The 22,781-nt window shown below is 54.5% G+C and carries 22 protein-coding genes and 4 tRNA genes; 11 read left to right on the forward strand and 15 right to left on the reverse strand.

The features are described 5' to 3' along the window. The first annotated feature begins 15 nt into the window (after positions 1 to 15). Entirely contained in the window at positions 16 to 1,554 is a 1,539-nt protein-coding gene (gene emrB, locus QNN88_RS21060) for a multidrug efflux MFS transporter permease subunit EmrB (protein WP_042999623.1), read from the forward strand. A 67-nt stretch (positions 1,555 to 1,621) separates the two neighbouring features. On the opposite strand, the gene luxS is transcribed toward emrB, so the two are convergent. The 14 genes from luxS to mltB all read right to left on the reverse strand — a co-directional run bounded on the left by luxS (position 1,622) and on the right by mltB (position 12,598). Beyond that, the gene (luxS, locus tag QNN88_RS21065) at positions 1,622 to 2,137 is read right to left on the reverse strand and encodes an S-ribosylhomocysteine lyase (protein ID WP_016154160.1); all 516 of its coding nucleotides are present in this window, start codon (positions 2,135 to 2,137) and stop codon (positions 1,622 to 1,624) included. A gap of 148 nt (positions 2,138 to 2,285) precedes the next feature. Further along, on the reverse strand, positions 2,286 to 3,842 hold the full coding sequence (gshA, locus tag QNN88_RS21070) for a glutamate--cysteine ligase (RefSeq protein WP_414241911.1): 1,557 nt from the start codon (positions 3,840 to 3,842) through the stop codon (positions 2,286 to 2,288). A 78-nt stretch (positions 3,843 to 3,920) separates the two neighbouring features. Continuing rightward, entirely contained in the window at positions 3,921 to 4,349 is a 429-nt protein-coding gene (locus QNN88_RS21075) for a YqaA family protein (protein ID WP_414241912.1), read from the reverse strand. Then, positions 4,346 to 4,912 (reverse strand): fructose-1-phosphate/6-phosphogluconate phosphatase, encoded by a 567-nt coding sequence (yqaB, locus tag QNN88_RS21080; RefSeq protein WP_414241913.1) that lies wholly within the window; start codon positions 4,910 to 4,912, stop codon positions 4,346 to 4,348. Before yqaB ends, QNN88_RS21075 begins: the two co-directional genes overlap by 4 nt. Before the next feature lie 252 nt (positions 4,913 to 5,164). Continuing rightward, positions 5,165 to 5,241 (reverse strand) — tRNA-Arg (locus tag QNN88_RS21085). Between the two features lie 61 nt (positions 5,242 to 5,302). Next, positions 5,303 to 5,379: transfer RNA gene (locus tag QNN88_RS21090), tRNA-Arg, on the reverse strand. Between the two features lie 62 nt (positions 5,380 to 5,441). Then, positions 5,442 to 5,518 (reverse strand) — tRNA-Arg (locus QNN88_RS21095). Between the two features lie 3 nt (positions 5,519 to 5,521). Continuing rightward, positions 5,522 to 5,614, reverse strand: a tRNA-Ser gene (locus QNN88_RS21100). Between the two features lie 324 nt (positions 5,615 to 5,938). Beyond that, positions 5,939 to 6,124, reverse strand: coding sequence for a carbon storage regulator CsrA (gene csrA / locus QNN88_RS21105; RefSeq protein ID WP_000906486.1), 186 nt, complete (start codon positions 6,122 to 6,124; stop codon positions 5,939 to 5,941). 240 nt (positions 6,125 to 6,364) lie between these two features. Next, the gene (gene alaS, locus QNN88_RS21110) at positions 6,365 to 8,992 is read right to left on the reverse strand and encodes an alanine--tRNA ligase (RefSeq protein ID WP_414241914.1); all 2,628 of its coding nucleotides are present in this window, start codon (positions 8,990 to 8,992) and stop codon (positions 6,365 to 6,367) included. Positions 8,993 to 9,120: 128 nt separating this feature from the next. Continuing rightward, positions 9,121 to 9,621 (reverse strand): recombination regulator RecX, encoded by a 501-nt coding sequence (gene recX / locus QNN88_RS21115; protein ID WP_414241915.1) that lies wholly within the window; start codon positions 9,619 to 9,621, stop codon positions 9,121 to 9,123. 114 nt (positions 9,622 to 9,735) lie between these two features. Continuing rightward, positions 9,736 to 10,797, reverse strand: coding sequence for a recombinase RecA (gene recA, locus QNN88_RS21120; RefSeq protein WP_102603716.1), 1,062 nt, complete (start codon positions 10,795 to 10,797; stop codon positions 9,736 to 9,738). An 80-nt stretch (positions 10,798 to 10,877) separates the two neighbouring features. Next, complete coding sequence (gene pncC, locus QNN88_RS21125) at positions 10,878 to 11,375, reverse strand: nicotinamide-nucleotide amidase (protein WP_414241916.1); 498 nt, start codon at positions 11,373 to 11,375, stop codon at positions 10,878 to 10,880. Between the two features lie 143 nt (positions 11,376 to 11,518). Next, positions 11,519 to 12,598, reverse strand: coding sequence for a lytic murein transglycosylase B (gene mltB / locus QNN88_RS21130; RefSeq protein WP_414241917.1), 1,080 nt, complete (start codon positions 12,596 to 12,598; stop codon positions 11,519 to 11,521). Between the two features lie 271 nt (positions 12,599 to 12,869). On the opposite strand from mltB, the gene srlA reads away from it, so the two are divergent. The 7 genes from srlA (at position 12,870) to gutQ (ending at position 17,828) form a co-directional block, all read left to right on the forward strand. Beyond that, positions 12,870 to 13,433 carry a PTS glucitol/sorbitol transporter subunit IIC gene (srlA, locus tag QNN88_RS21135; protein ID WP_414241918.1) on the forward strand — a complete coding sequence of 188 codons (564 nt, stop codon included), beginning with the start codon at positions 12,870 to 12,872 and terminating at the stop codon, positions 13,431 to 13,433. Then, positions 13,430 to 14,413, forward strand: a complete 984-nt coding sequence (locus QNN88_RS21140) for a PTS glucitol/sorbitol transporter subunit IIB (protein ID WP_414241919.1) — start codon at positions 13,430 to 13,432, stop codon at positions 14,411 to 14,413. Before srlA ends, QNN88_RS21140 begins: the two co-directional genes overlap by 4 nt. An 11-nt stretch (positions 14,414 to 14,424) precedes the next feature. Beyond that, positions 14,425 to 14,787: a PTS glucitol/sorbitol transporter subunit IIA gene (gene srlB / locus QNN88_RS21145; protein ID WP_042322676.1), complete on the forward strand. Its 363-nt coding sequence runs from the start codon at positions 14,425 to 14,427 to the stop codon at positions 14,785 to 14,787. A 10-nt stretch (positions 14,788 to 14,797) separates the two neighbouring features. After that, positions 14,798 to 15,577: a sorbitol-6-phosphate dehydrogenase gene (srlD, locus tag QNN88_RS21150; protein WP_414241920.1), complete on the forward strand. Its 780-nt coding sequence runs from the start codon at positions 14,798 to 14,800 to the stop codon at positions 15,575 to 15,577. A gap of 91 nt (positions 15,578 to 15,668) precedes the next feature. Further along, positions 15,669 to 16,028 (forward strand): transcriptional regulator GutM, encoded by a 360-nt coding sequence (gutM, locus tag QNN88_RS21155; RefSeq protein ID WP_414241921.1) that lies wholly within the window; start codon positions 15,669 to 15,671, stop codon positions 16,026 to 16,028. A gap of 68 nt (positions 16,029 to 16,096) precedes the next feature. After that, positions 16,097 to 16,870: a glucitol operon DNA-binding transcriptional repressor SrlR gene (gene srlR, locus QNN88_RS21160; protein ID WP_414241922.1), complete on the forward strand. Its 774-nt coding sequence runs from the start codon at positions 16,097 to 16,099 to the stop codon at positions 16,868 to 16,870. Next, positions 16,863 to 17,828, forward strand: a complete 966-nt coding sequence (gene gutQ, locus QNN88_RS21165; protein WP_414241923.1) for an arabinose-5-phosphate isomerase GutQ — start codon at positions 16,863 to 16,865, stop codon at positions 17,826 to 17,828. Before srlR ends, gutQ begins: the two co-directional genes overlap by 8 nt. Here gutQ and norR read toward each other — a convergent pair. After that, on the reverse strand, positions 17,825 to 19,342 hold the full coding sequence (gene norR / locus QNN88_RS21170) for a nitric oxide reductase transcriptional regulator NorR (protein WP_414241924.1): 1,518 nt from the start codon (positions 19,340 to 19,342) through the stop codon (positions 17,825 to 17,827). The genes gutQ and norR overlap by 4 nt on opposite strands. A 185-nt stretch (positions 19,343 to 19,527) precedes the next feature. Between norR and norV the strand changes: the two genes are divergently transcribed. The 3 genes from norV to QNN88_RS21185 form a co-directional block, all read left to right on the forward strand. Then, positions 19,528 to 20,988 (forward strand): anaerobic nitric oxide reductase flavorubredoxin, encoded by a 1,461-nt coding sequence (gene norV, locus QNN88_RS21175; RefSeq protein ID WP_414241925.1) that lies wholly within the window; start codon positions 19,528 to 19,530, stop codon positions 20,986 to 20,988. Then, complete coding sequence (norW, locus tag QNN88_RS21180) at positions 20,985 to 22,118, forward strand: NADH:flavorubredoxin reductase NorW (protein WP_414241926.1); 1,134 nt, start codon at positions 20,985 to 20,987, stop codon at positions 22,116 to 22,118. The genes norV and norW overlap by 4 nt, the downstream gene beginning before the upstream one ends. A gap of 231 nt (positions 22,119 to 22,349) precedes the next feature. After that, positions 22,350 to 22,781: DUF6531 domain-containing protein (locus tag QNN88_RS21185; protein WP_414241927.1), on the forward strand; the 432-nt coding region annotated here is incomplete at its 3' end.

The following is a 22,781-nucleotide window of genomic DNA, read 5'->3' on the forward strand; positions in this document are numbered from 1 at the left end:
TCTGAGGTGCGTGTGATGCAACAGCAAAAACCGCTGGAGGGCGCGCAACTCGTCATTATGACGATTGCGCTGTCGCTGGCGACATTCATGCAGGTGCTGGACTCCACCATTGCTAACGTGGCGATCCCCACTATCGCAGGGAACCTGGGCTCATCGCTGAGCCAGGGGACGTGGGTGATCACCTCTTTCGGGGTGGCAAACGCCATCTCGATTCCCATCACCGGCTGGCTGGCGAAGCGCGTCGGGGAAGTGAAGTTGTTCATGTGGTCAACGGTGGCGTTTGCCATTGCCTCATGGGCGTGCGGTGTCTCCAGCAGCCTGAACATGCTGATCTTCTTCCGCGTCGTCCAGGGCGTGGTTGCCGGACCGCTGATCCCGCTTTCGCAAAGTCTGCTGCTTAATAACTACCCTCCCGCTAAGCGCTCAATTGCGCTGGCGCTGTGGTCGATGACGGTGATCGTCGCGCCGATTTGCGGCCCGATTCTGGGCGGCTATATCAGCGATAACTATCACTGGGGCTGGATCTTCTTTATCAACGTGCCGATCGGGATTGCGGTGGTACTGATGACGCTGCAAACCCTGCGCGGTCGTGAAACGCGTACCGAGCAACGGCGCATCGACGCCATCGGGTTGGCGCTGCTGGTAATTGGCATCGGTAGCCTGCAGATTATGCTCGACCGGGGGAAAGAGCTGGACTGGTTCGCCTCACAAGAGATCATCATTCTGACCGTGGTGGCGGTGGTCGCCATTAGCTTCCTGATTGTCTGGGAGCTTACCGACGATAACCCCATTGTCGATCTCTCGCTGTTTAAGTCGCGAAACTTCACCATTGGCTGCTTGTGTATCAGCCTGGCCTATATGCTTTACTTCGGGGCAATTGTTCTGCTACCGCAGCTTTTGCAGGAGGTCTACGGCTATACCGCGACGTGGGCGGGTCTGGCCTCCGCGCCGGTAGGGATCATTCCGGTGATCCTGTCGCCGATTATTGGCCGCTTTGCCCATAAGCTGGATATGCGCAGGCTGGTGACGTTTAGCTTTATTATGTACGCCGTCTGCTTTTACTGGCGTGCGTGGACGTTTGAACCGGGAATGGACTTCGGCGCTTCTGCCTGGCCACAGTTTATTCAGGGCTTCGCGGTGGCGTGCTTCTTTATGCCGCTGACGACCATCACGCTGTCTGGCTTACCGCCCGAGCGTCTGGCGGCGGCATCGAGTTTGTCTAACTTTACGCGAACGCTGGCGGGTTCTATCGGGACATCGATCACCACCACCATGTGGACCAACCGGGAATCGATGCACCATGCACAGTTAACCGAGTCGGTGAATCCGTATAACCCGAATGCGCAGGCAATGTACGATCAGTTACAGGGACTGGGCATGACGCAGCAACAGGCGTCTGGCTGGATAGCCCAGCAGATAACAAATCAGGGGCTGATTATTTCAGCTAACGAGATCTTCTGGATGTCGGCGGGGATCTTCCTGGTGTTGCTCGGTCTGGTCTGGTTCGCCAAACCCCCGTTTGGTGCAGGCGGTGGCGGCGGTGGCGCGCATTAGATGACAGCGATAAAAAAGCCCGTTCATAGACTGAACGGGCTTTTTTTGCCGGTAACCACACCGACAGCTAGATGTGGAGTTCCTGCAACTTCTCTTTCGGCAGAGCCAGCTCTTCATTGCTGTTGACGCGGACGTCGTGCTCCAGGATATGACGTGCGATATCCTGTGCTTCGCTCAGGGAGTGCATCTGATACGTGCCGCACTGGTAGACGTTCAGTTCCGGGATCTGATTCTGATCCTGCACTTTCAGCACATCGGCCATCGCCGCTTTCCAGGCATCTGCCACGCGCTGCTCATCCGGCGTACCAATCAGGCTCATATAGAAACCGGTACGGCAACCCATCGGGGAGATATCGATAATCTCGACGCCGTTACCGTTGAGATGATTACGCATAAAGCCTGCGAACAGATGCTCCAGCGTGTGAATCCCTTTCTCCGGCATCACCTCTTTGTTTGGAATGCAAAAACGCAGGTCAAACACGGTAATAGCGTCGCCATGCGGGGTATTCATCGTTTTCGCCACGCGGACTGCAGGTGCTTCCATCCGGGTATGATCGACAGTGAAACTATCTAACAACGGCATTTAGCCACCTCCGATAATTTTTTTTAAATAAACTGAACTCTTTGTTCCGGTGCGAGTCTGAGTATATGAAAGACGCGCATTTGTTATCATCATCCCTGTTTTCAGAGATGAAATTTTGGCCACTCACGAGTGGCCTTTTTCTTTTCTGTCAGGCCTGTTTTTCCAGCCAGCTTTCAAACGGCTCGGTATCCGCCGCTTCAATCTCACGCTGGCGGCGTTTTGAAGCCTCACGTTCAGCGACAAAGTCTTCTTCCTGCAATAATTCCAGCGGCTCTTCACGCAACAGATTGCGATAAGCTTCGCCCAGCGCCTTGCCCGTACCGCCAATGCCTGTATCAAGCATAGAACGCAAAATGCGTGCAGAGAACGTCAATTCCGGATTATCAAAGCAGGCGACCAGTTCGTCACAGACTTTCTGATAATCCTCTCCGCCGTGGATGCTGTCCAGCGTTTGCGCCACGCGTTTCAGATCGCGGAACAAATCTTTGCCCACCTCAGGCAGCGGGAACTGTGCGGTTTCACAACCGATACCTAACGTCAGGCCCGGCTTACGCCCTTCCAGAATCACACGGTTCCAGTTGGTGCGCGTACACAACAGCTCACTGCTGCTCATTTCCGGCGCATCGGCCAGCACGCACCAGACCATAAACAGGTCAAGGAAGCGCACCTGCTGCTCGTCCACGCCAATCGGCGAGAACGGGTTGATATCCAGCGAACGCACTTCGATATACTCAATACCGCCACGCAGAAGCGCATCTGAAGGCGACTCACCACTGCGCGTAACGCGTTTCGGACGAATCGGCGCGTACAGCTCATTTTCAATTTGCAGCACATTACTGTTGATTTGCAGACGCTTACCGTCTTTTTCCAACCCTACCGCCGCATACTCTTCAGAAGGCGTTTTAATCGCCCGCTTCAATCCTGCCACATATTCGTAGAGATCGTTAAACGTAATACCGAGATTGCTTTGCGACTTATTGGTATAACCCAGGTCGCTCAGACGCAATGAGGTCGCGTACGGAAGGTAGTACATCCCGCAATCGGTTTTCTCAAACGGCAGCGTGGTCGGTTTGCCCTGCAGGAAGGAAGAACAAATCGCCGGGGATGCGCCAAACAGATAAGGGATGACCCAACCGAAGCGGTAATAGTTGCGGATCAGGCGGAAATAGCCCGCAGAGATTTTCTCTTTTGCCTCTTCGCCTTCCGCAACGCCGCACTTCGCCTGCCAGAATGCCATCGGCAGCGAGAAGTTGTAATGTACGCCGGAGATGGTTTGCATCAGTGCGCCGTAACGGTTCTTCAACCCTTCACGATACAGCGTTTTCATGCGCCCCATATTCGAGGTGCCGTATTGCGCCAGTTCAATATCCTGCCCTTCGGCAATGTAGCAAGGCATACTCAGGGGCCACATACGCTCATCGCCCATATTTCTGGCAGTATAACGATGCAGGTCACGCATGAAGGTCAGCATATGCTGGATATCGCCATCGACTGGCGTAATAAACTCCAGCAACGCTTCAGCGAAATCTGTGGTTACCCATTTATGCGTTAACGCTGAGCCTAACGCTTCAGGGTGCCCCGTTGTCGCCAACGAGCCATCCGCATTCACGCGCAATGTTTCGCGCTCCAGCCCACGCTGAATCCCCTGTAATGCCTGAGGATGCTTTTCCAGCCAGGCCAGAGCCTGTGATACGTCCGGGATCAAATCGACCTCCCGCCTGTCAAAATCGTAGTAATTAGCATAATTGTAGTGGTTACCCTAAAGGCTAATCCCCAGGCACAATTAGTGCCACCAGGTAATGCCCTGAACGGTAGCAGCCGCGACAACAATATAGCGCAGCGCTTTGCCAAGGCATAAAAAAAAGAGTACCGGCCCCCATGAGAGGCGCATCCATCCCGCTAACAGGCACAGTAAATCACCCACAACCGGCATCCAGCTTAAGAGTAGTGTGACCGCACCATAGCGGCTAAGCCAGCCTGTGGCTTTCTCCTGCCAGCGCGATGTCTTGCGTAGCGGAAAGAAACGCCCAAGGATAACGTTAGTTAACCCTCCAAGGCTATTACCCATTGTTGCTGTTAAGACTAAGACCCAGGGATGACTGAGCCCGGCCAGTAACATGGCGACCAGAACGATTTCCGAGTTGCCGGGCAACAGCGTAGCGCTGAGAAAACTGCTGGCGAACAATGAAAGGAGCGACAGTCCGTCACTCACAAGTGTCGAACGTCCACGGCATCCATTCCAGCGGCGCGTGCTGCCTGAATACCAAAATCAGCATCTTCGAAAACCACGCACTGTGCCGGGGGCACACCCATACGTTCTGCACACAGCAGGAAGGTATCGGGTGCAGGTTTATGGTGTTGAACATGATCGGCGGCGACAACCGCTGCAAAATAGCGGCGTAGCCCCAGATGGGCCAGCAGTGCTTCTGCAATCGCACTTTCACTGCCGGTGCCTACGGACATTGGTCGACGGCCATGCCACGCTTTTACCACCTCAACAAGCGGCAACGGCTCGACGCTGTCGAGGAGCATCATTTTTACCGCATCGGTTTTTTCACGGGCTAACGCATGAGGATCGAGATCCGCATGATTCAGCTCAATGATGGACTGAGCAATACGCCAGGTGGGAGAGCCATTCAGGGCGATCATCGCCTGCAGATCAAAGTGCATACCGTAACGACCTAATACCTCAACCCACGCCTTACGGTGCGTCGGTTCAGTATCAAGGATAGTACCATCCATATCGAAAATCAGACCCGCATAGCGTTCGTACATAGCGCTCTCACCCGGCAAATAAACAGACGTTACTTTATCGTAAATGAGGAATTTTGTCGCTGACGACGATGCTGAGGATTGTTCAGGAGATGAATGCAAAGGAGTAAGGAAAGGAGAAAATGGTGCATCCGGGAGGATGACTCGACTGCGCTTCGCCCTACGGGCCGTTGCTGAAGCAACGTTATCCCCCCTGGTGCTTGCGACTCTCTCGCAGACCATGAAACAACATCTTTGTTGTTATCGAGGAGAAAATGGTGCATCCGGGAGGATTCGAACCTCCGACCGCTCGGTTCGTAGCCGAGTACTCTATCCAGCTGAGCTACGGATGCATTAGGAAACTTATTTTACTGCCGATATTGATACTGCACAAAAGCGGTATCAAGTAAGAGATGGTGCATCCGGGAGGATTCGAACCTCCGACCGCTCGGTTCGTAGCCGAGTACTCTATCCAGCTGAGCTACGGATGCATCGGGAAACTTACTTTACTGCAGATTTTGATACCGCTACTAAAGCCGTATCAAGTAAGAGATGGTGCATCCGGGAGGATTCGAACCTCCGACCGCTCGGTTCGTAGCCGAGTACTCTATCCAGCTGAGCTACGGATGCAAATGGCGGTGAGGCGGGGATTCGAACCCCGGATGCAGCTTTTGACCGCATACTCCCTTAGCAGGGGAGCGCCTTCAGCCTCTCGGCCACCTCACCACACGCCTCTTACGAGTGCTTCGAAGAACTTGTTTCTGCTCATCGTCGCTGCGTGGCGCACATATTACTTTCTGGGACTTATAAGTCAAACAATTTTTCCTGAGCTTTTATCGTTTGCACACTTCACGTTCAATTAGTCTGCAAAAACGGCAAAAAGAGTGTTTTATCAACAGATAAATCGGCCTCTGGCAAGCGCAATGCAAAAGCCTTATCACTGCAGGAGAGTCATGCGGAACAGGAAAAGAGTCACAGAAGAACGAAAAAGTCAGGGATGTGCGAAGGAGTCAGGTTGCGCCTCACCCGGTCAGGTGAGACGCGGAAACCTTAGTAACTGGACTGCTGGGATTTTTCAGCCTGGATACGCTGGTAGATCTCTTCACGATGGACAGAAACTTCTTTCGGGGCGTTTACGCCGATGCGTACCTGGTTGCCCTTCACCCCTAAAACTGTCACGGTGACCTCATCGCCAATCATGAGGGTCTCACCAACTCGACGAGTCAGAATCAGCATTCTTTGCTCCTTGAAAGATTAAAAGAGTCGGGTCTCTCTGTATCCCGGCATTATCCATCATATAACGCCAAAAAGTAAGCGATGACAAACACATTACATGTAAGCAGTCACGGCATCACATTCTGTTAAACCTAAGTTTAGCCGATATACACAACTTCAACCTGACTTTATCGTTGTCGACAACGTTGATGCAAACGCCGCGGAATGCGTATCCGCGGCATCGGCTAACGCTTATAGTTATTACAATTTTGCGCTGACCCAGGCTTGCACACTGGCTAACGCCGCAGGCAGAGCAGATGCATCCGTACCACCGGCTTGCGCCATATCCGGACGACCACCACCCTTACCGCCCACCTGCTGAGCGACCATACCGACCAGCTCCCCTGCTTTGACACGGTCGGTCACATCCTTAGACACACCAGCAATCAGAGAAACCTTACCTTCAGCCGCCGTTGCCAGCACGATAATTGTCGACCCCAGTTGATTTTTCAGATCATCAACCATAGTACGCAACATTTTCGGCTCAACACCCGCAAGCTCACTCACCAACAGCTTAACGCCATTGATATCAACCGCTTTGCTGGAAAGATTCGCACTTTCCTGCGCCGCAGCGTGTTCTTTCAACTGCTGAAGCTCTTTCTCGAGCTGACGAGTACGTTCCAGTACTGAACGCACTTTGTCGCCCAGGTTCTGGCTATCGCCCTTCAACAGATGCGCGATATCGGTTAAGCGATCGCTTTCTGCATGCACAGTCGCAATGGCGCCTTCACCCGTTACCGCTTCAATACGACGAACCCCGGCGGCTGTACCTGATTCCGAGACGATGCGGAACAGGCCGATATCACCCGTACGGCTGGCGTGAGTTCCGCCACACAGTTCGGTAGAGAAATCCCCCATACTCAGCACGCGAACGCGTTCGTCATATTTCTCGCCGAACAGCGCCATTGCGCCTTTTGCTTTCGCCGCTTCCAGATCCATCACATGGGTTTCAACCGGCAGGTTGCGACGAATCTGCGCATTCACCAGATCTTCAACCGCACGGATTTCCGCCGGCTTCATCGCTTCATTATGCGAGAAGTCGAAACGCAGCATTTTGTCGTTCACCAGCGAGCCTTTCTGTGCCACATGCGTGCCCAGAATCTGGCGCAGCGCCGCATGCATCAGGTGCGTGGCGGAGTGATTCAGACGGATACGCGCACGACGCGCTTCATCGACGTCAGCCTGAACCGCGTCGCCCACTTTCAGAGAACCCGCAGACAGTTTGCCGAGGTGACCAATCGCCTGACCATATTTTTGCGTATCGCTTACGATAAAGGCAAAACCCGCGCCTTTCAGTTCACCTTTGTCGCCAACCTGACCACCGGATTCCGCATAGAATGGGGTCTGATCCAGTACGACAACCGCTTCCTGACCGGCACTAATCGTATCAACCGCTTTACCATCGACGAACAGCGCGGTCACTTTACCGTTCAGTTCCAGATGGTCATAACCTTTAAATTCAGAGGCGCTATCCACGCGGATCATCGCGTTATAGTCCGCGCCAAAACCGCTGGCTTCGCGCGCGCGACGGCGCTGCTCTTCCATGGCGGCTTCAAAACCGGCTTCATCCACTTTGATGTTGCGCTCACGGCAAACGTCAGCCGTCAGATCAACCGGGAAACCGTAAGTATCATACAGACGGAATGCCGTTTCGCCGTCCAGCGTATCGCCGGACAGTTTCGCCAGTTCTTCGTCCAGCAGCGCCAGGCCGCGCTCAAGCGTACGGGCAAACTGCTCTTCTTCGGTTTTCAGAACTTGCTCAACCTGAGCCTGCTGACGCTTCAGTTCTTCGCCCGCCGATCCCATCACCTCAACCAGTGGACCCACCAGTTTGTAGAAGAAGGTCTCTTTCGCGCCCAGCATGTTGCCATGCCGTACCGCGCGACGAATGATACGACGCAGAACATAGCCACGGTTTTCGTTCGACGGAACCACGCCATCAGCAATCAGGAACGCACAGGAACGAATGTGGTCCGCAATCACGCGCAGCGATTTGTTGCTCAGGTCGGTCGCTCCGGTCACTTTTGCAACGGCTTCAATCAGCGTGCGGAACAGATCAATTTCGTAGTTGGAGTTAACGTGCTGCAGCACGGCCGCAATACGCTCAAGCCCCATACCGGTATCGACAGAAGGTTTCGGCAGCGGTTCCATTGTACCGTCAGCCTGACGGTTGAACTGCATAAAGACGATGTTCCAGATCTCAATGTAGCGATCGCCGTCTTCTTCCGGGCTTCCCGGAGGGCCTCCCCAGATGTGATCGCCATGATCGTAGAAAATTTCGGTGCAAGGGCCGCACGGACCGGTATCACCCATCTGCCAGAAGTTGTCGGACGCATAGGCCGCACCTTTATTATCACCGATGCGGATAATACGTTCGCGCGGGATACCGACTTCTTTTTCCCAGATTTCGTAGGCTTCATCGTCTGTTTCATAGACGGTCACCCACAGACGTTCTTTCGGCAGGGCAAACCAGTTTTCACCGGTCAGCAGTTCCCATGCGTACTGAATCGCATCATGTTTGAAATAGTCGCCGAAGCTGAAGTTGCCCAGCATTTCGAAGAAGGTATGGTGACGTGCAGTGTATCCAACGTTTTCCAGATCGTTGTGTTTACCGCCTGCGCGCACGCAGCGTTGGGACGTGGTCGCGCGGGAATAATTACGCTTGTCGAGCCCAAGGAAAACGTCCTTGAACTGGTTCATCCCGGCGTTGGTAAACAACAAAGTGGGGTCATTGTTCGGAACCAGGGAGCTGCTGGCAACTACCTGATGTCCCTTACTATGGAAAAAGTCGAGAAACGCCTGACGGATCTCAGCGGTGCTCTTGCTCATAATTATCCTGAAATCTTGCTAACGAAAAATCATTACCAGCAACAACTCTTGATTGACTGGGCCGCCGGCAACTGAAAAGTGGGAATAAGATAAGTTTTCTTTACGGGGAAGTAAAATCCCGTATGCGCTCAATCGTCAAAATTTCGCCATATTTGCTGGATATCCTCCATCAGATACCCGCGATACAGCAAAAACCGCTGTACTTTAACCTTTTCTGAAAATGCAGTGGGCAGCGGTTCACCGTATTTGCGATGGGCCTGTTCACGTGCGATGGCGCTCCAGTCGATCTCACATTCCCGCATCGCTTTTTCGGTCGATTCACGGGCAATGCCTTTTTGATTCAACTCCTGACGGATGCGCGCCGGGCCATAACCTTTGCGACTGCGGCTGGCGATAAAGCGGGCAATAAACCGGTCGTCATCGAGATACTGATGCTCGTAACACCAGGCGATCACCCGATCATAATCTTCTGGTGTGGCAACAATTTCTTCCGGTCCATTTTTTCCCATCACCGGGGCGGCAAGTTTACGTCGCAACTCTTGTTCACTGTGGTCACGAACCGCGAGGATACGTACTGCGCGATCTAACAGCCGGGAATACGCGGGTCGGCGCGGTGTGGATTCACTCATAACAACCTTCGAAATCAGAAATGCAAAAGGGCTGCATCAATGCAGCCCTTGAGTGTAATTCAACTTTTTTCCGGATGGCAGCTTTGCGTTATCCGGACGCACGACACCTGACGATTAAAAATCTTCGTTGGTTTCCGCAACGCCTTCACCGTCATCAACAGCGAAGTCAGGTTTGGCATCCTGGTTATTGAGCAGCATTTCGCGGACTTTCTTCTCAATTTCCTTCGCAGTAGCCGGGTTGTCTTTCAGCCAGGCGGTTGCATTCGCTTTACCCTGACCAATTTTCTCGCCGTTGTAGCTGTACCAGGCGCCTGCTTTCTCGATCAGCTTCTCTTTCACGCCCAGGTCAACCAGTTCGCCATAGAAGTTGATGCCTTCACCGTAAAGGATCTGGAATTCAGCCTGTTTAAACGGTGCCGCAATTTTGTTTTTCACCACCTTCACGCGGGTTTCGCTGCCCACCACGTTGTCGCCCTCTTTCACCGCGCCGATACGACGGATGTCCAGACGAACAGAAGCGTAGAATTTCAGTGCGTTACCACCGGTCGTGGTTTCCGGGTTACCGAACATCACGCCAATTTTCATACGGATCTGGTTGATGAAGATCAGCAGCGTGTTGGACTGCTTCAGGTTACCGGCCAGTTTACGCATCGCCTGACTCATCATACGCGCCGCGAGGCCCATGTGAGAGTCACCGATTTCGCCTTCGATTTCCGCTTTCGGCGTCAGTGCCGCGACGGAGTCGACAACGATAACGTCGACGGCGCCAGAACGCGCCAGCGCATCACAGATTTCCAGTGCCTGTTCACCGGTGTCCGGCTGAGAACAGAGCAGATTGTCGATATCAACGCCCAGCTTACGTGCATAGATCGGGTCCAGCGCGTGTTCTGCATCGATAAACGCACAGGTTTTACCTTCGCGCTGCGCCGCGGCAATCACCTGCAGCGTCAGCGTGGTCTTACCGGATGATTCCGGCCCGTAGATTTCGACGATACGGCCCATCGGCAGGCCGCCTGCGCCCAGCGCGATATCCAGTGAAAGCGAACCGGTGGAGATCGTTTCCACATCCATAGAACGGTCTTCACCCAGGCGCATGATGGAGCCTTTACCGAATTGCTTTTCGATCTGGCCCAGCGCTGCCGCCAACGCTTTCTGTTTGTTTTCGTCGATAGCCATTAATTACTCCTGTCATGCCGGCTGAAACCGGATAGTGATTCTGTACTGTTGTCGCAATTATACTGTATGGTCATACAGTATCAAGTGTTTTGTAGAAATTGTTGCCACAGGGTCTGCAACGCATAAACCGTCGCTTGTCGACGCACCGCATCGCGGTCGCCGTGAAAGCATTCCCGACGGGTGATCCCTTCTCCGCTCACGCTGGCGAAGGCAAACCAGACGGTGCCGACCGGTTTCTCTTCGCTGCCGCCGTCCGGTCCGGCAATCCCGCTGATGGAAACGGCAAAATCGGCGCGTGCCGCTTTCAGCGCGCCAATCGCCATCTCAACCACCACCGACTCACTGACCGCACCGTGCTGTGCCAGCGTCTCTTCGCGCACGCCGATCATCTGCGATTTCGCTTCGTTACTGTAGGTGACAAAACCGCGTTCGAACCAGGCAGAACTGCCAGCGATATCGGTAATGGCTTTCGCCACCCAACCGCCGGTGCAGGACTCTGCGGTGGTCACCGTCGCACCACGCGCTTTTAGCGCCAGCCCGACCTGCTCACTTAACTGCATCAGTTCACTGTCCGTCATATCAGCCTCTGTCAGTTAAAAAATATGTCGGACAAGATAGCACTTTCCCAACAGAGATGGGGATGAGGTAACAAATTTACGAGGGGGATTCCGGAAAAACGAGTGAGACCCAGGGAAGCCGAAGCAACCCTGGGTAAAAACGGTTACTGCACGCGCGCCAGCGCCACTGCCTGCCCTAACTGCCACACCGCCATCGCGTAATGGGTGCTGTGGTTGTAACGGGTAATGGCATAGAAGTTCGGCAAACCGTACCAGTACTGGTATCCCGTACCGATATCCAGGCGCAACAAGCTCACCTGCTGATGGTTGCCCAGCGGCTGCTGCGGCGTTAATCCGGCAGCCGCCAGTTGCGAAGGGCTGTACTGCGTTTTAAAGCCATTCGCCAGCCCCGGCGCCTGGCCGTTCGCCATCACCGCCACCGCGTCGCCCTTCACCCAACCATGGGCTTTGAAGTAGTTCGCCACGCTGCCAATCGCATCGACCGGATCCCACAGGTTGATGTGTCCGTCGCCGTTGAAATCCACCGCGTACTCTTTGTAGGAAGACGGCATGAACTGTCCGTAACCCATCGCGCCGGCAAAGGATCCTTTCAAATCTAACGGGTCATCCTGTTCGTTACGCGCCATCAGCAGGAACGTTTCCAGCTCGCCAGAGAAATATTCCGCGCGGCGTGGGTAGTTAAACGACAGCGTCGCCAGCGCGTCCAGAATGCGCGTTTTCCCCATCACGCGACCCCAGCGGGTTTCCACGCCAATAATGCCCACGATGATTTCCGGCGGAACGCCGTAAACCTGCCAGGCGCGGTTGAGCGCGTCTTCATACTGATTCCAGAATGCCACGCCGTTTTGCACATTATCCGGAGTAATAAACTGTTTGCGATAACGCAGCCATGCGCCATTAGGCCCGGCCGGCGGTTGCGTGGTCGGCGCCTGCCTGTCCATCAGACGTAAAACGTAGTCCAGACGCTTTGCCTGCGACAGAATCTCCTGCAGCTGCTGGCGGTTAAAACCATGCTTGTTCACCATCTTGTCGATGAACTGCTGCGCATTCGGGTTGTTGGCAAAGTCGCCGCCCATCTGCATCACGTTGTGTTGCGGCTCAAGCAGGAAGCCGCCGGAAGGCGTACCCGTTGTCGTTTGAGGCTCTTGAGGTTTCGGTTTGCTGCTACAGGCAGCCAGTAACACAAACAGGGGGAGTAATGCTACGTAACGACGCTTGAACATGAGACATCCATTAAACAGATTCAGCCAGAGGGAAGTATGGTAAAGCATCGCCCGCCATACAAGGAAGCGCCAACCGCGCTCCTTCACACAATATTTACGTATCGCTTCCGGACGTTTGATCCTCAGCAGATTCTTTCTCACCTGCAAAAACTTTCAAATTAAAATATTTTACTTTCATTTTGAGATCAAAATAACACTTTTATTTCTTTCAATCTGATTAAAATAAGTCACCCATTCGCAAGATAACGATAAATCCCTACAGGAGAGAACAATGATCGAAACCATTACACATGGAGCAGAGTGGTTCATCGGGCTGTTTCAGAAAGGTGGAGAAGTCTTTACCGGGATGGTCACCGGCATTCTTCCGCTGCTGATCAGCCTGCTGGTCATCATGAATGCGCTGATCAATTTCATCGGCCAGCAGCGGATCGAACGCTTCGCCCAGCGCTGCGCCGGAAATCCGATATCCCGTTACCTGATTCTGCCTTTTATCGGCACATTTGTGTTTTGTAACCCCATGACCCTGAGCCTGGGGCGTTTTATGCCAGAGAAATACAAGCCCAGTTACTACGCGGCAGCGTCTTACAGCTGCCACTCGATGAACGGTCTGTTCCCGCACATCAACCCCGGTGAATTGTTCGTTTATCTCGGTATTGCCAGCGGTCTGACCACGCTTGGCCTGCCGCTCGGACCACTCGCCGTGAGCTATCTGCTGGTCGGTCTGGTTACTAACTTTTTCCGTGGCTGGGTCACCGACCTCACGACCTCCATTTTTGAGAAAAAAATGGGCATCCAACTTGAGCAGAAAGTCCACCTTGCAGGAGCAGCATCATGACGCGTATTCGTATTGAAAAAGGGACCGGCGGATGGGGTGGTCCGTTAGAGCTGGACGTGACGGCCGGCAAGAAAATTGTCTATATCACCGCAGGCACGCGCCCGGCGATTGTCGACAAACTGGCGCAGTTAACCGGCTGGAAGGCTGTCGATGGCTTCAAAGAGGGAGAACCGCCAGAAGACGAAATTGGCGTCGCCATCATTGACTGTGGTGGGACGCTGCGCTGTGGCATCTATCCAAAACGCCGTATCCCGACCGTGAACATTCACTCAACCGGGAAATCCGGCCCGCTGGCCCAGTACATCGTCGAAGACATTTATGTCTCTGGCGTCAGGGAAGACAACATTACCGTCATCGGCGACGCGTCTGTTGCACCACAACCACAATCACAACCGGCAAGCGCAACCGCCGGGCGCGATTACGACGCCAGCAAAAAGATCACCGAACAGAGCGATGGCCTGCTGGCAAAAGTCGGCATGGGGATGGGCTCGGCGGTGGCCGTACTGTTCCAGTCCGGTCGCGACACCATTGATACGGTGCTGAAAACCATTCTGCCTTTCATGGCGTTCGTTTCGGCACTGATCGGCATCATCATGGCCTCGGGTCTGGGTGACTGGATAGCCCACGGCCTGGCGCCGCTTGCCAGCCATCCGTTGGGTCTGGTGACGCTGGCGCTGATCTGTTCGTTCCCGCTGCTGTCGCCGTTCCTCGGCCCAGGTGCGGTCATTGCGCAGGTTATCGGCGTTCTGATCGGTGTGCAAATTGGTCTGGGCAACATTCCGCCGCATCTGGCGCTGCCCGCCCTGTTCGCCATCAACGCCCAGGCAGCCTGTGACTTTATCCCGGTCGGTTTGTCGCTGGCAGAAGCCCGCCAGGACACCGTTCGCGTCGGCGTGCCGTCGGTTCTGGTGAGCCGCTTCCTGACCGGTGCGCCTACTGTTCTCATCGCCTGGTTTGTTTCCGGCTTTATTTATCAATAAGAGGGTTCGACATGACCGTTATTTATCAGACCACCATCACCCGTATCGGCCAGAGCGCGCCGGATGCCCTCTGCGATCAGATGCTGATTACCTTTCGTGAAGGCGCGCCTGCGGATATCGAGGAGTTTTGCTTTATCCATTGTCATGGCGAACTGAACGGCCCGCTGCAGCCCGGCGCGCAGTTCGAACTGGGCCAGCATCGTTATCCGGTCACCGCCGTTGGCAGCGTGGCCGAACAGAATTTACGTGAACTGGGGCATATCACCCTGCGCTTCGACGGACTGAGCGAAGCGGAATTTCCCGGCACCGTGCATGTCGCGGGGCCTGTACCGGACGATATCGCACCGGGCTGTATTTTGAAGTTTGTCGCTTAAGGAGAGAAAAATGAATCAGGTTGCCGTTGTCATTGGTGGAGGACAGACCCTGGGGGCGTTCCTCAGCCGTGGGCTTGCAGCAGAAGGATATCGCGTTGCGGTGGTAGATATTCAGAGTGATAAAGCCGCAAACGTTGCACAGGAGATTAACGCAGAATTTGGCGAAGGCATGGCCTATGGTTTTGGCGCCGACGCCACCAGCGAACAGAGCGTGCTTGCGCTCTCTCGCGGTGTGGATGAAATCTTTGGCCGCGTGGATCTGCTGGTTTACAGCGCCGGGATTGCGAAAGCGGCGTTTATCAGCGACTTCCAGCTCGGTGATTTTGACCGCTCGCTGCAGGTAAATCTGGTTGGCTACTTCCTGTGCGCACGTGAATTCTCCCGTCTGATGATCCGCGATGGTATTCAGGGACGTATTATCCAGATCAACTCCAAATCCGGTAAAGTGGGCAGCAAACACAATTCCGGCTACAGCGCGGCGAAGTTTGGCGGCGTGGGGTTAACGCAGTCGCTGGCGCTGGATCTGGCGGAATATGGTATTACCGTGCATTCGCTGATGCTCGGCAACCTGCTGAAGTCACCGATGTTCCAGTCGCTGCTGCCGCAGTACGCCACCAAGCTGGGTATCGAGCCTGACGAAGTGGAGCAGTATTACATTGATAAGGTTCCGCTGAAGCGCGGCTGTGATTATCAGGATGTGCTGAACATGCTGTTATTCTATGCCAGCCAGAAAGCGTCGTACTGCACCGGGCAGTCGATCAACGTTACCGGTGGACAGGTGATGTTTTAATGGATGTCGCCCGGTGGCGCTACGCTTACCGGGCCTACCCGCAGACCAGATAAGGTGAAACCGCCATCTGGCAAAATAAAAGGAACACATTATGGTATCTGCACTCGTTACTGTCGCTGTCATTGCCTGGTGTGCGCAACTGGCGCTGGGATACTGGCAAATATCACGCTTTAACAAAGCGTTTGACCAACTTTGCCTGCAAGGACGTGTCGGCGTAGGCCGTTCCGGAGGACGCTTTAAACCCCGCGTTGTGGTCGCCGTCGCCCTCAATGACGATGAGCGAGTGACCGATACGTTGTTTATGAAAGGTCTCACCGTATTCGCCAGACCAGGAAAAATCGCCGACATTCAGGGCAAACATCTTAATGAATTACAGCCTGATGTGATCTTTCCCCATGATCCGCTATCGCAGAATGCACTATCATTGGCGCTTAATCTGAAACATGGGTAATTTCGTTGTGAATGCTATTAGCTTGCGAAATTATCATTTCGCAAATTTAATTCAGGGTTATTTCGCCTATGAAACCTCGTCAGCGTCAGGCCGCCATTCTGGAGCATCTGCAAAAACAGGGTAAAAGCTCTGTGGAAGAACTGGCCCAGTACTTTGACACCACGGGCACGACCATTCGCAAAGATCTTGTCGTTCTGGAAAATGCCGGTACCGTCATTCGCACCTATGGCGGCGTGATGTTAAATAAAGATGAGTCCGATCCGCCTATCGATCACAAAACGCTGATCAATACGCATAAGAAAGAGCGTATTGCCGAAGCTGCGGTCCGCTTTATCCACGATGGCGACTCCATCATTCTGGATGCCGGCAGTACCGTGCTACAAATGGTGCCGATGCTTACCCGCTTTAGCAATATCACCGTCATGACCAACAGCCTGCACATCGTCAACGCGCTGTCCGAGTTAGATAACGAACAAACCATCCTGATGCCGGGCGGCACATTCCGTAAAAAATCGGCCTCATTTCACGGACAACTGGCCGAAAACGCCTTCGAGCAGTTCAGTTTTGATAAACTCTTCATGGGCACCGACGGCATTGATCTCAACGCTGGCGTAACCACCTTTAATGAGGTCTACACCGTCAGTAAAGCGATGTGCAATGCCGCTCGCGAAGTGATCCTGATGGCGGATTCATCGAAATTTGGCCGCAAGAGTCCGAATGTTGTGTGCAGTCTGGAAAGCGTCGACAAACTGATTACCGACGCGGGTATTGATCCCGCATTTCGTCAGGCGCTGGAAGAGAAAGGGATTACAGTTATCATAACCGGAGAAACCAATGAGTGATGCACTACTGAACGCGGGCCGTCAGACGTTAATGCTGGAATTACAGGAAGCAAGCCGTCTGCCGGAACGTCTGGGCGATGATTTTGTCCGTGCCGCCAATACCATTATCCAGTGTGAAGGCAAAGTGATTGTCTCGGGTATCGGCAAATCGGGCCATATTGGTAAGAAAATCGCCGCGACGCTCGCCAGTACCGGCACCCCGGCCTTTTTTGTTCACCCTGCCGAAGCGCTGCATGGCGATCTGGGGATGATCGAAAGCCGCGACGTGATGTTGTTTATCTCCTATTCCGGCGGCGCAAAAGAGCTGGAGCTCATCATCCCGCGTCTGGAAGATAAATCCATCGCCCTGCTGGCAATGACCGGTAAACCCAATTCACCGCTGGGTCTGGCGGCGAAGGCCGTTCTGGATATCTCCGTTGAGCGCGAAGCCTGCCCAATGCACCTGGCGCCGACCTCCAGCACCGTCAATACCCTGATGTTGGGCGACGCGCTGGCAATGGCGGTCATGCAGGCGCGCGGCTTCAATGAAGAAGATTTTGCCCGCTCACATCCGGCTGGCGCGCTGGGCGCACGTCTGCTCAATAAAGTGCATCACCTGATGCGCCGTGACGACGCCGTCCCACAGGTTCAGCTCGCAACCAGCGTGATGGACGCGATGCTGGAATTAAGCCGTACCGGTCTGGGTCTGGTCGCCGTTTGCGACGATCAGATGCAGGTGAAAGGCGTCTTTACCGACGGCGACCTGCGTCGCTGGCTGGTCGGCGGCGGCGCGCTCACTACGCCGGTCAGTGAAGCGATGACCCAGAACGGCATCACCTTGCAGTCAGAAAGTCGGGCGATTGATGCCAAAGAGCTGCTGATGAAGCGCAAAATCACTGCCGCACCGGTGGTGGATGAGAACGGAAAACTGACTGGCGCCATCAACCTGCAGGATTTCTATCAGGCCGGGATACTCTAATCCTTCAGCCCCAGACGCTTCGCCAGCCGGTGCAGGTTGGCGACGTCCGTTTCAAGCGCCCGCGCGCTGGCCGCCCAATTGTGATTATTTTGCGCCAGCGCCTGGCGAATCATCTCCCGCTGGAACGTCTCCGTCGCATCACGCAGATTGTGATTGCGCGGTAAATCCGCTGTCACTTCCGGCTGCGGCATCATTGCCTCCTCCTGCAGCGCGAAATGCTGCGCTTCCAGTACCACTTCGTCTGCGGATCGGGTCGCTCGCGCCAGCACCACCGCTCGATGTATCGCATGTTCCAGTTCACGCACGTTACCCGGCCAGCCGTAATTTAGCAGATGGCGACGCGCACCAGGGCTGAGCACAACGCGGGAAAGCCCCAGTCGCAATCGACACTGCTCGCAAAAATAGCCCGCCAGCAACACCACATCTTCCCCACGCTCCCGTAGCGGAGGAACTAAAAGCGGAAACACGCTCAGACGATGAAAAAGATCGGCACGAAAACGGCCCGCCAGCACCTCTTCACGCAGATCGCGGTTGGTTGCCGCCAGCACCCGCACATCCACACGCAGGCTGCGATCATCGCCGACACGCTGAATATCACCATACTGCAATACGCGCAGCAGTTTGGCCTGTAGCGCCAGCGACAGCTCGCCAATTTCATCGAGAAACAATGTGCCGTTATCGGCCATTTCAAACTTCCCGCTGCGGTTGCTGATAGCCCCGGTAAACGCCCCTTTCACGTGACCAAACAATTCGCTCTCCGCCACGCTTTCCGGTAGTGCGGCACAGTTCAGATAAACTAACGGGTTAACGGCGCGGGGTGAGCCTTCATGAATCGCCTTCGCCACAAGTTCTTTTCCGGTGCCGGTTTCGCCACTGATCAACACGTTGAGATCGGAGCCTGCCACAATCTCAATCTCTTTTTTCAACTGCATCATGTTTGGCGAAAGACCAATCATCTGCGTCTCTTTTACCTGCCCGAAATCGGTACGCGACCCCGGCAGCATATTCTGGCTTTCCAGTTGTTCAATCAGCAGCGCATTGCTCAGCGCACCAGCGGCCAGCGCTGCGATGAGCCGTAACTCTTCGTCGCTAAAGACGTCAAACTGATCCGGCTTCATGCCATCGAGGGTCAGCGCGCCGATCAGGTTTTGCCCGGCAAAAAGCGGCAACCCAATGCAGGCGTGCACTTTCAGGCTCTCCTGACCAGGAATCAATCCGTCATACGGGTCAGGCAGGTCGCTGTCCGCCGGAAATCGCACCACGTCCCCGGCACGGGCAATGGCTTCGAGGCGCGGATGCCCTTCCAGGGTAAAACGCCTTCCCAGTACGTCACGCGCGAGACCGTCAATCGCCAGCGGGATAAACTGACGCGCCTCATAGCGCAGCAGCGCAGAGGCGTCGCACTCCAGCACCTGGCGTAGCGTGGTGATCAGACGCTGAAAACGATCCTGATGCCCCACCCCGCGCTGTAATTCAATGGCGATCCCCGCCAGCACATCAACGGAAAAACTCATGGCTACCTCATGGTCATTTTGACAATCCATAGTGTCATATTGACAGCGTTCATAACAGTCATTTTGACTACCATTTAATGAGTATTCACGCATAACAACATGATTATCAATGAAATAAAAAACTGGCACGCAACCTGCAAAGCAAGACAACGTATTTAAACCATGCTGAATTAATTGAGGTTGTTATGTCTATTCTGGTTAAAAATAATATCCATTGGGTTGGCCAACGTGACTGGGAAGTGCGTGATTTCCACGGAACCGAATACAAAACGCTGCGCGGCAGCAGCTACAACAGCTATCTCATCCGCGAAGAAAAAAATATCCTGATCGATACCGTCGATCATAAATTCAGCCGTGAGTTTGTGCAGAACCTGCGTAATGAAATCGACCTCGCCGACATCGACTACATCATTATTAACCATGCGGAGGAAGATCACGCCGGGGCACTGACCGAGCTGATGACGCAGATCCCGGATACCCCTATCTACTGTACCGCCAACGCAATTGACTCGATTACCGGTCACCACCACCATCCGGAGTGGAATTTTAACGTCGTGAAAACCGGCGATACGCTGGACATTGGCAACGGCAAACAGTTGATCTTCGTGGAAACCCCAATGCTGCACTGGCCGGACAGCATGATGACCTACATGACCGGCGACGCAGTGCTGTTCAGTAATGACGCCTTCGGTCAGCACTACTGCGATGAACGTCTGTTTAACGATGAAGTGGATCAGACCGAACTGTTCGAGCAGTGCCAGCGCTACTACGCCAATATCCTCACGCCGTTCAGCCGTCTGGTGACGCCGAAAATTACTGAAATCCTCGGCTTCAACCTGCCGGTCGATATGATTGCCACCTCACACGGCGTGGTCTGGCGCGATAATCCGACCCAGATTGTTGAGCTGTATCTGAAATGGGCGGCGGATTATCAGGAAGATCGCATCACAATCTTCTACGACACCATGTCCAATAACACCCGCATGATGGCGGATGCGATTGCGCAGGGAATTAACGAAGTCGACCCGAACGTGGCGGTGAAAATCTTTAACGTCGCCCGCAGTGATAAAAACGAAATCCTGACCAACGTTTTCCGCTCTAAAGGCGTGCTGGTCGGCACCTCCACCATGAACAACGTGATGATGCCGAAAATTGCCGGTCTGGTGGAAGAGATGACCGGGCTGCGTTTTCGTAACAAACGCGCCAGCGCTTTTGGCTCCCACGGCTGGAGCGGCGGAGCGGTTGACCGCTTATCCACCCGTTTACAGGACGCCGGTTTTGAGATGTCGCTCAGCCTGAAGGCCAAATGGCGCCCGGATCTGGATGCACTGGAACTGTGCCGCCAGCACGGTCGGGACATTGCCCGTCAGTGGGCGCTCGCGCCGTTGCCGGAAGCGACAGTGAAAGCGACAGTGAAAGCGACAACCAAAGAAGAAGCATGCGCCTGCGCCGCCGCAGCGGCAGCCGACCTCGGCCCGAGCATGCAGTGCAGCGTATGCCAGTGGATTTACGATCCGACAAAAGGTGAACCGTTGCAGGACGTCGCCCCAGGTACGCCGTGGAGCGACGTGCCGGACAACTTCCTGTGTCCGGAATGTTCGTTAGGCAAAGACGTCTTCGACGTGCTGGCTACGGAGGCAAAATGAGCCGGGGAATCGTCATCATTGGTTCGGGCTTCGCCGCCCGCCAGTTAGTCAAAAACATTCGTAAACAGGATGCGGATATCCCGTTAACCCTGATTGCGGCTGACAGCATGGATGAGTACAACAAGCCCGATCTCAGTCATGTGATAAGCCAGGGGCTGCACGCCGACGATCTCAGCCGTCAGTCGGCGGGAGAGTTTGCTGAACAGTTCAATCTGCGTCTGTTTCCTCATACCTGGGTCACCGACATTGATGCCGATGCTCACGTGGTGAAAAGCCAGGACAAGCAGTGGCAGTATGACAAACTGGTGCTGGCCACGGGCGCTGCGGCCTTTGTTCCTCCAATAGCAGGACGTGAGTTAATGCTCACATTGAACAGCCAGCAGGAATATCGCGCCTGCGAAACGCAACTGCGCGATGCCCAACGGGTGCTGATTGTCGGCGGCGGGTTGATTGGAACCGAACTGGCGATGGATTTCTGCCGCGCAGGTAAAGCGGTCACGCTGATAGATAACGCCGCCAGCCTGCTCGCCTCGCTGATGCCACCGGAAGTGAGCAGTCGCTTACAGCATCGTCTTACCGATATGGGCGTACACCTGTTGCTGAAATCACAGTTACAAGGGCTGGAGAAAACCGCATCAGGAATTCGCGCCACCTTTGATCGCCAACGCAGCATTGAGGTTGATGCGGTGATTGCCGCCACGGGTCTGCGCCCGGAAACGGCGCTGGCACGTCGCGCCGGTTTAACCCTCAACCGCGGCGTTTGCGTCGACAGCTACCTGCAAACCAGCCACCCGGATATTTATGCGCTTGGCGACTGCGCGGAGATCAACGGTCAGGTGCTACCGTTCCTACAGCCCATTCAGCTCAGCGCGATGTATCTGGCGAAAAATCTGCTCGGCGGCAACACGCCGCTGAAGCTGCCTGCCATGTTAGTCAAAATCAAAACACCGGAATTGCCGCTGCATCTGGCAGGGGAAACCCAGCGTCGCGATCTGAACTGGCACATTGCCGCAGAATCTGACGGCATGGTGGCCAAAGGGATAAACGGAGAAGGTCAGCTCTGCGCCTTCGTGGTCAGCGAAGACCGGATGAAGGAGGCTTTCGCCCTGCTTAAAACGTTGCCCCTGTAGGCCGGAGAAGACGCTCTGCGTCGACATCCGGCGATATCACCACTGATTGATTAACCTCACGCACACGGAAGTGCGATATTGCTTGTCGTTTCGCCCCGCCTGCCCCGGGGCTTTTTTCCTCCCGCCTAAACGTTTTCCGAATCCGGGCTATATTGCTCTCCCCTCGCAGTTTTTTCCCCTGATGCCGACTTAAGGTAATCCTTCTGATTTTTATGCAAAAAGGAACTGAGCATGAGCGGAAAACCAGCGGCGCGTCTGGGCGACATGACGCAGACGGGCGGTAGCATTGTCCAGGGTTCGGCGGGCGTGATGATTGGCGCGCCCACCGGTGTGGCCTGCTCGGTCTGCCCCGGTGGCAGAACCTCCGGCAATCCGGTTAATCCCCTTCTCGGTGCCAAAGTCCTGCCCGGCGAAAGCGATATCGCCCTGCCCGGTCCTTTACCGTTTGTACTCTCCAGAACCTACAGCAGCTACCGGACGAAAACGCCTGCCCCGGTGAGTATTTTTGGTCCCGGCTGGAAAGCTCCTTTCGATATTCGCTTACAGCTTCGCGATGAGAAACTTATCCTCAACGACAACGGCGGCAGAAGCATTCACTTTGAACCGCTGTTTCCCGGTGAAACCGCCTTCAGTCGCAGCGAACGCTTCTGGCTGGCGCGGGGC

The organism is Citrobacter sp. ANG330 (assembly GCF_047467925.1).
GTDB classification, from domain to species: domain Bacteria; phylum Pseudomonadota; class Gammaproteobacteria; order Enterobacterales; family Enterobacteriaceae; genus Citrobacter_A; species Citrobacter_A amalonaticus_G.

Coding starts and splice junctions, on each gene's coding strand:
- emrB (WP_042999623.1), top strand. CDS start 16: ATGCAACAGCAAAAACCGCTGGAGGGCGCGCAACTCGTCATTATGACG.
- luxS (WP_016154160.1), bottom strand. CDS start 2,137: ATGCCGTTGTTAGATAGTTTCACTGTCGATCATACCCGGATGGAAGCA.
- yqaB (WP_414241913.1), bottom strand. CDS start 4,912: ATGTACGAACGCTATGCGGGTCTGATTTTCGATATGGATGGTACTATC.
- csrA (WP_000906486.1), bottom strand. CDS start 6,124: ATGCTGATTCTGACTCGTCGAGTTGGTGAGACCCTCATGATTGGCGAT.
- alaS (WP_414241914.1), bottom strand. CDS start 8,992: ATGAGCAAGAGCACCGCTGAGATCCGTCAGGCGTTTCTCGACTTTTTC.
- recX (WP_414241915.1), bottom strand. CDS start 9,621: ATGAGTGAATCCACACCGCGCCGACCCGCGTATTCCCGGCTGTTAGAT.
- recA (WP_102603716.1), bottom strand. CDS start 10,797: ATGGCTATCGACGAAAACAAACAGAAAGCGTTGGCGGCAGCGCTGGGC.
- pncC (WP_414241916.1), bottom strand. CDS start 11,375: ATGACGGACAGTGAACTGATGCAGTTAAGTGAGCAGGTCGGGCTGGCG.
- mltB (WP_414241917.1), bottom strand. CDS start 12,598: ATGTTCAAGCGTCGTTACGTAGCATTACTCCCCCTGTTTGTGTTACTG.
- srlA (WP_414241918.1), top strand. CDS start 12,870: ATGATCGAAACCATTACACATGGAGCAGAGTGGTTCATCGGGCTGTTT.
- QNN88_RS21140 (WP_414241919.1), top strand. CDS start 13,430: ATGACGCGTATTCGTATTGAAAAAGGGACCGGCGGATGGGGTGGTCCG.
- srlB (WP_042322676.1), top strand. CDS start 14,425: ATGACCGTTATTTATCAGACCACCATCACCCGTATCGGCCAGAGCGCG.
- srlD (WP_414241920.1), top strand. CDS start 14,798: ATGAATCAGGTTGCCGTTGTCATTGGTGGAGGACAGACCCTGGGGGCG.
- gutM (WP_414241921.1), top strand. CDS start 15,669: ATGGTATCTGCACTCGTTACTGTCGCTGTCATTGCCTGGTGTGCGCAA.
- srlR (WP_414241922.1), top strand. CDS start 16,097: ATGAAACCTCGTCAGCGTCAGGCCGCCATTCTGGAGCATCTGCAAAAA.
- gutQ (WP_414241923.1), top strand. CDS start 16,863: ATGAGTGATGCACTACTGAACGCGGGCCGTCAGACGTTAATGCTGGAA.
- norR (WP_414241924.1), bottom strand. CDS start 19,342: ATGAGTTTTTCCGTTGATGTGCTGGCGGGGATCGCCATTGAATTACAG.
- norV (WP_414241925.1), top strand. CDS start 19,528: ATGTCTATTCTGGTTAAAAATAATATCCATTGGGTTGGCCAACGTGAC.
- norW (WP_414241926.1), top strand. CDS start 20,985: ATGAGCCGGGGAATCGTCATCATTGGTTCGGGCTTCGCCGCCCGCCAG.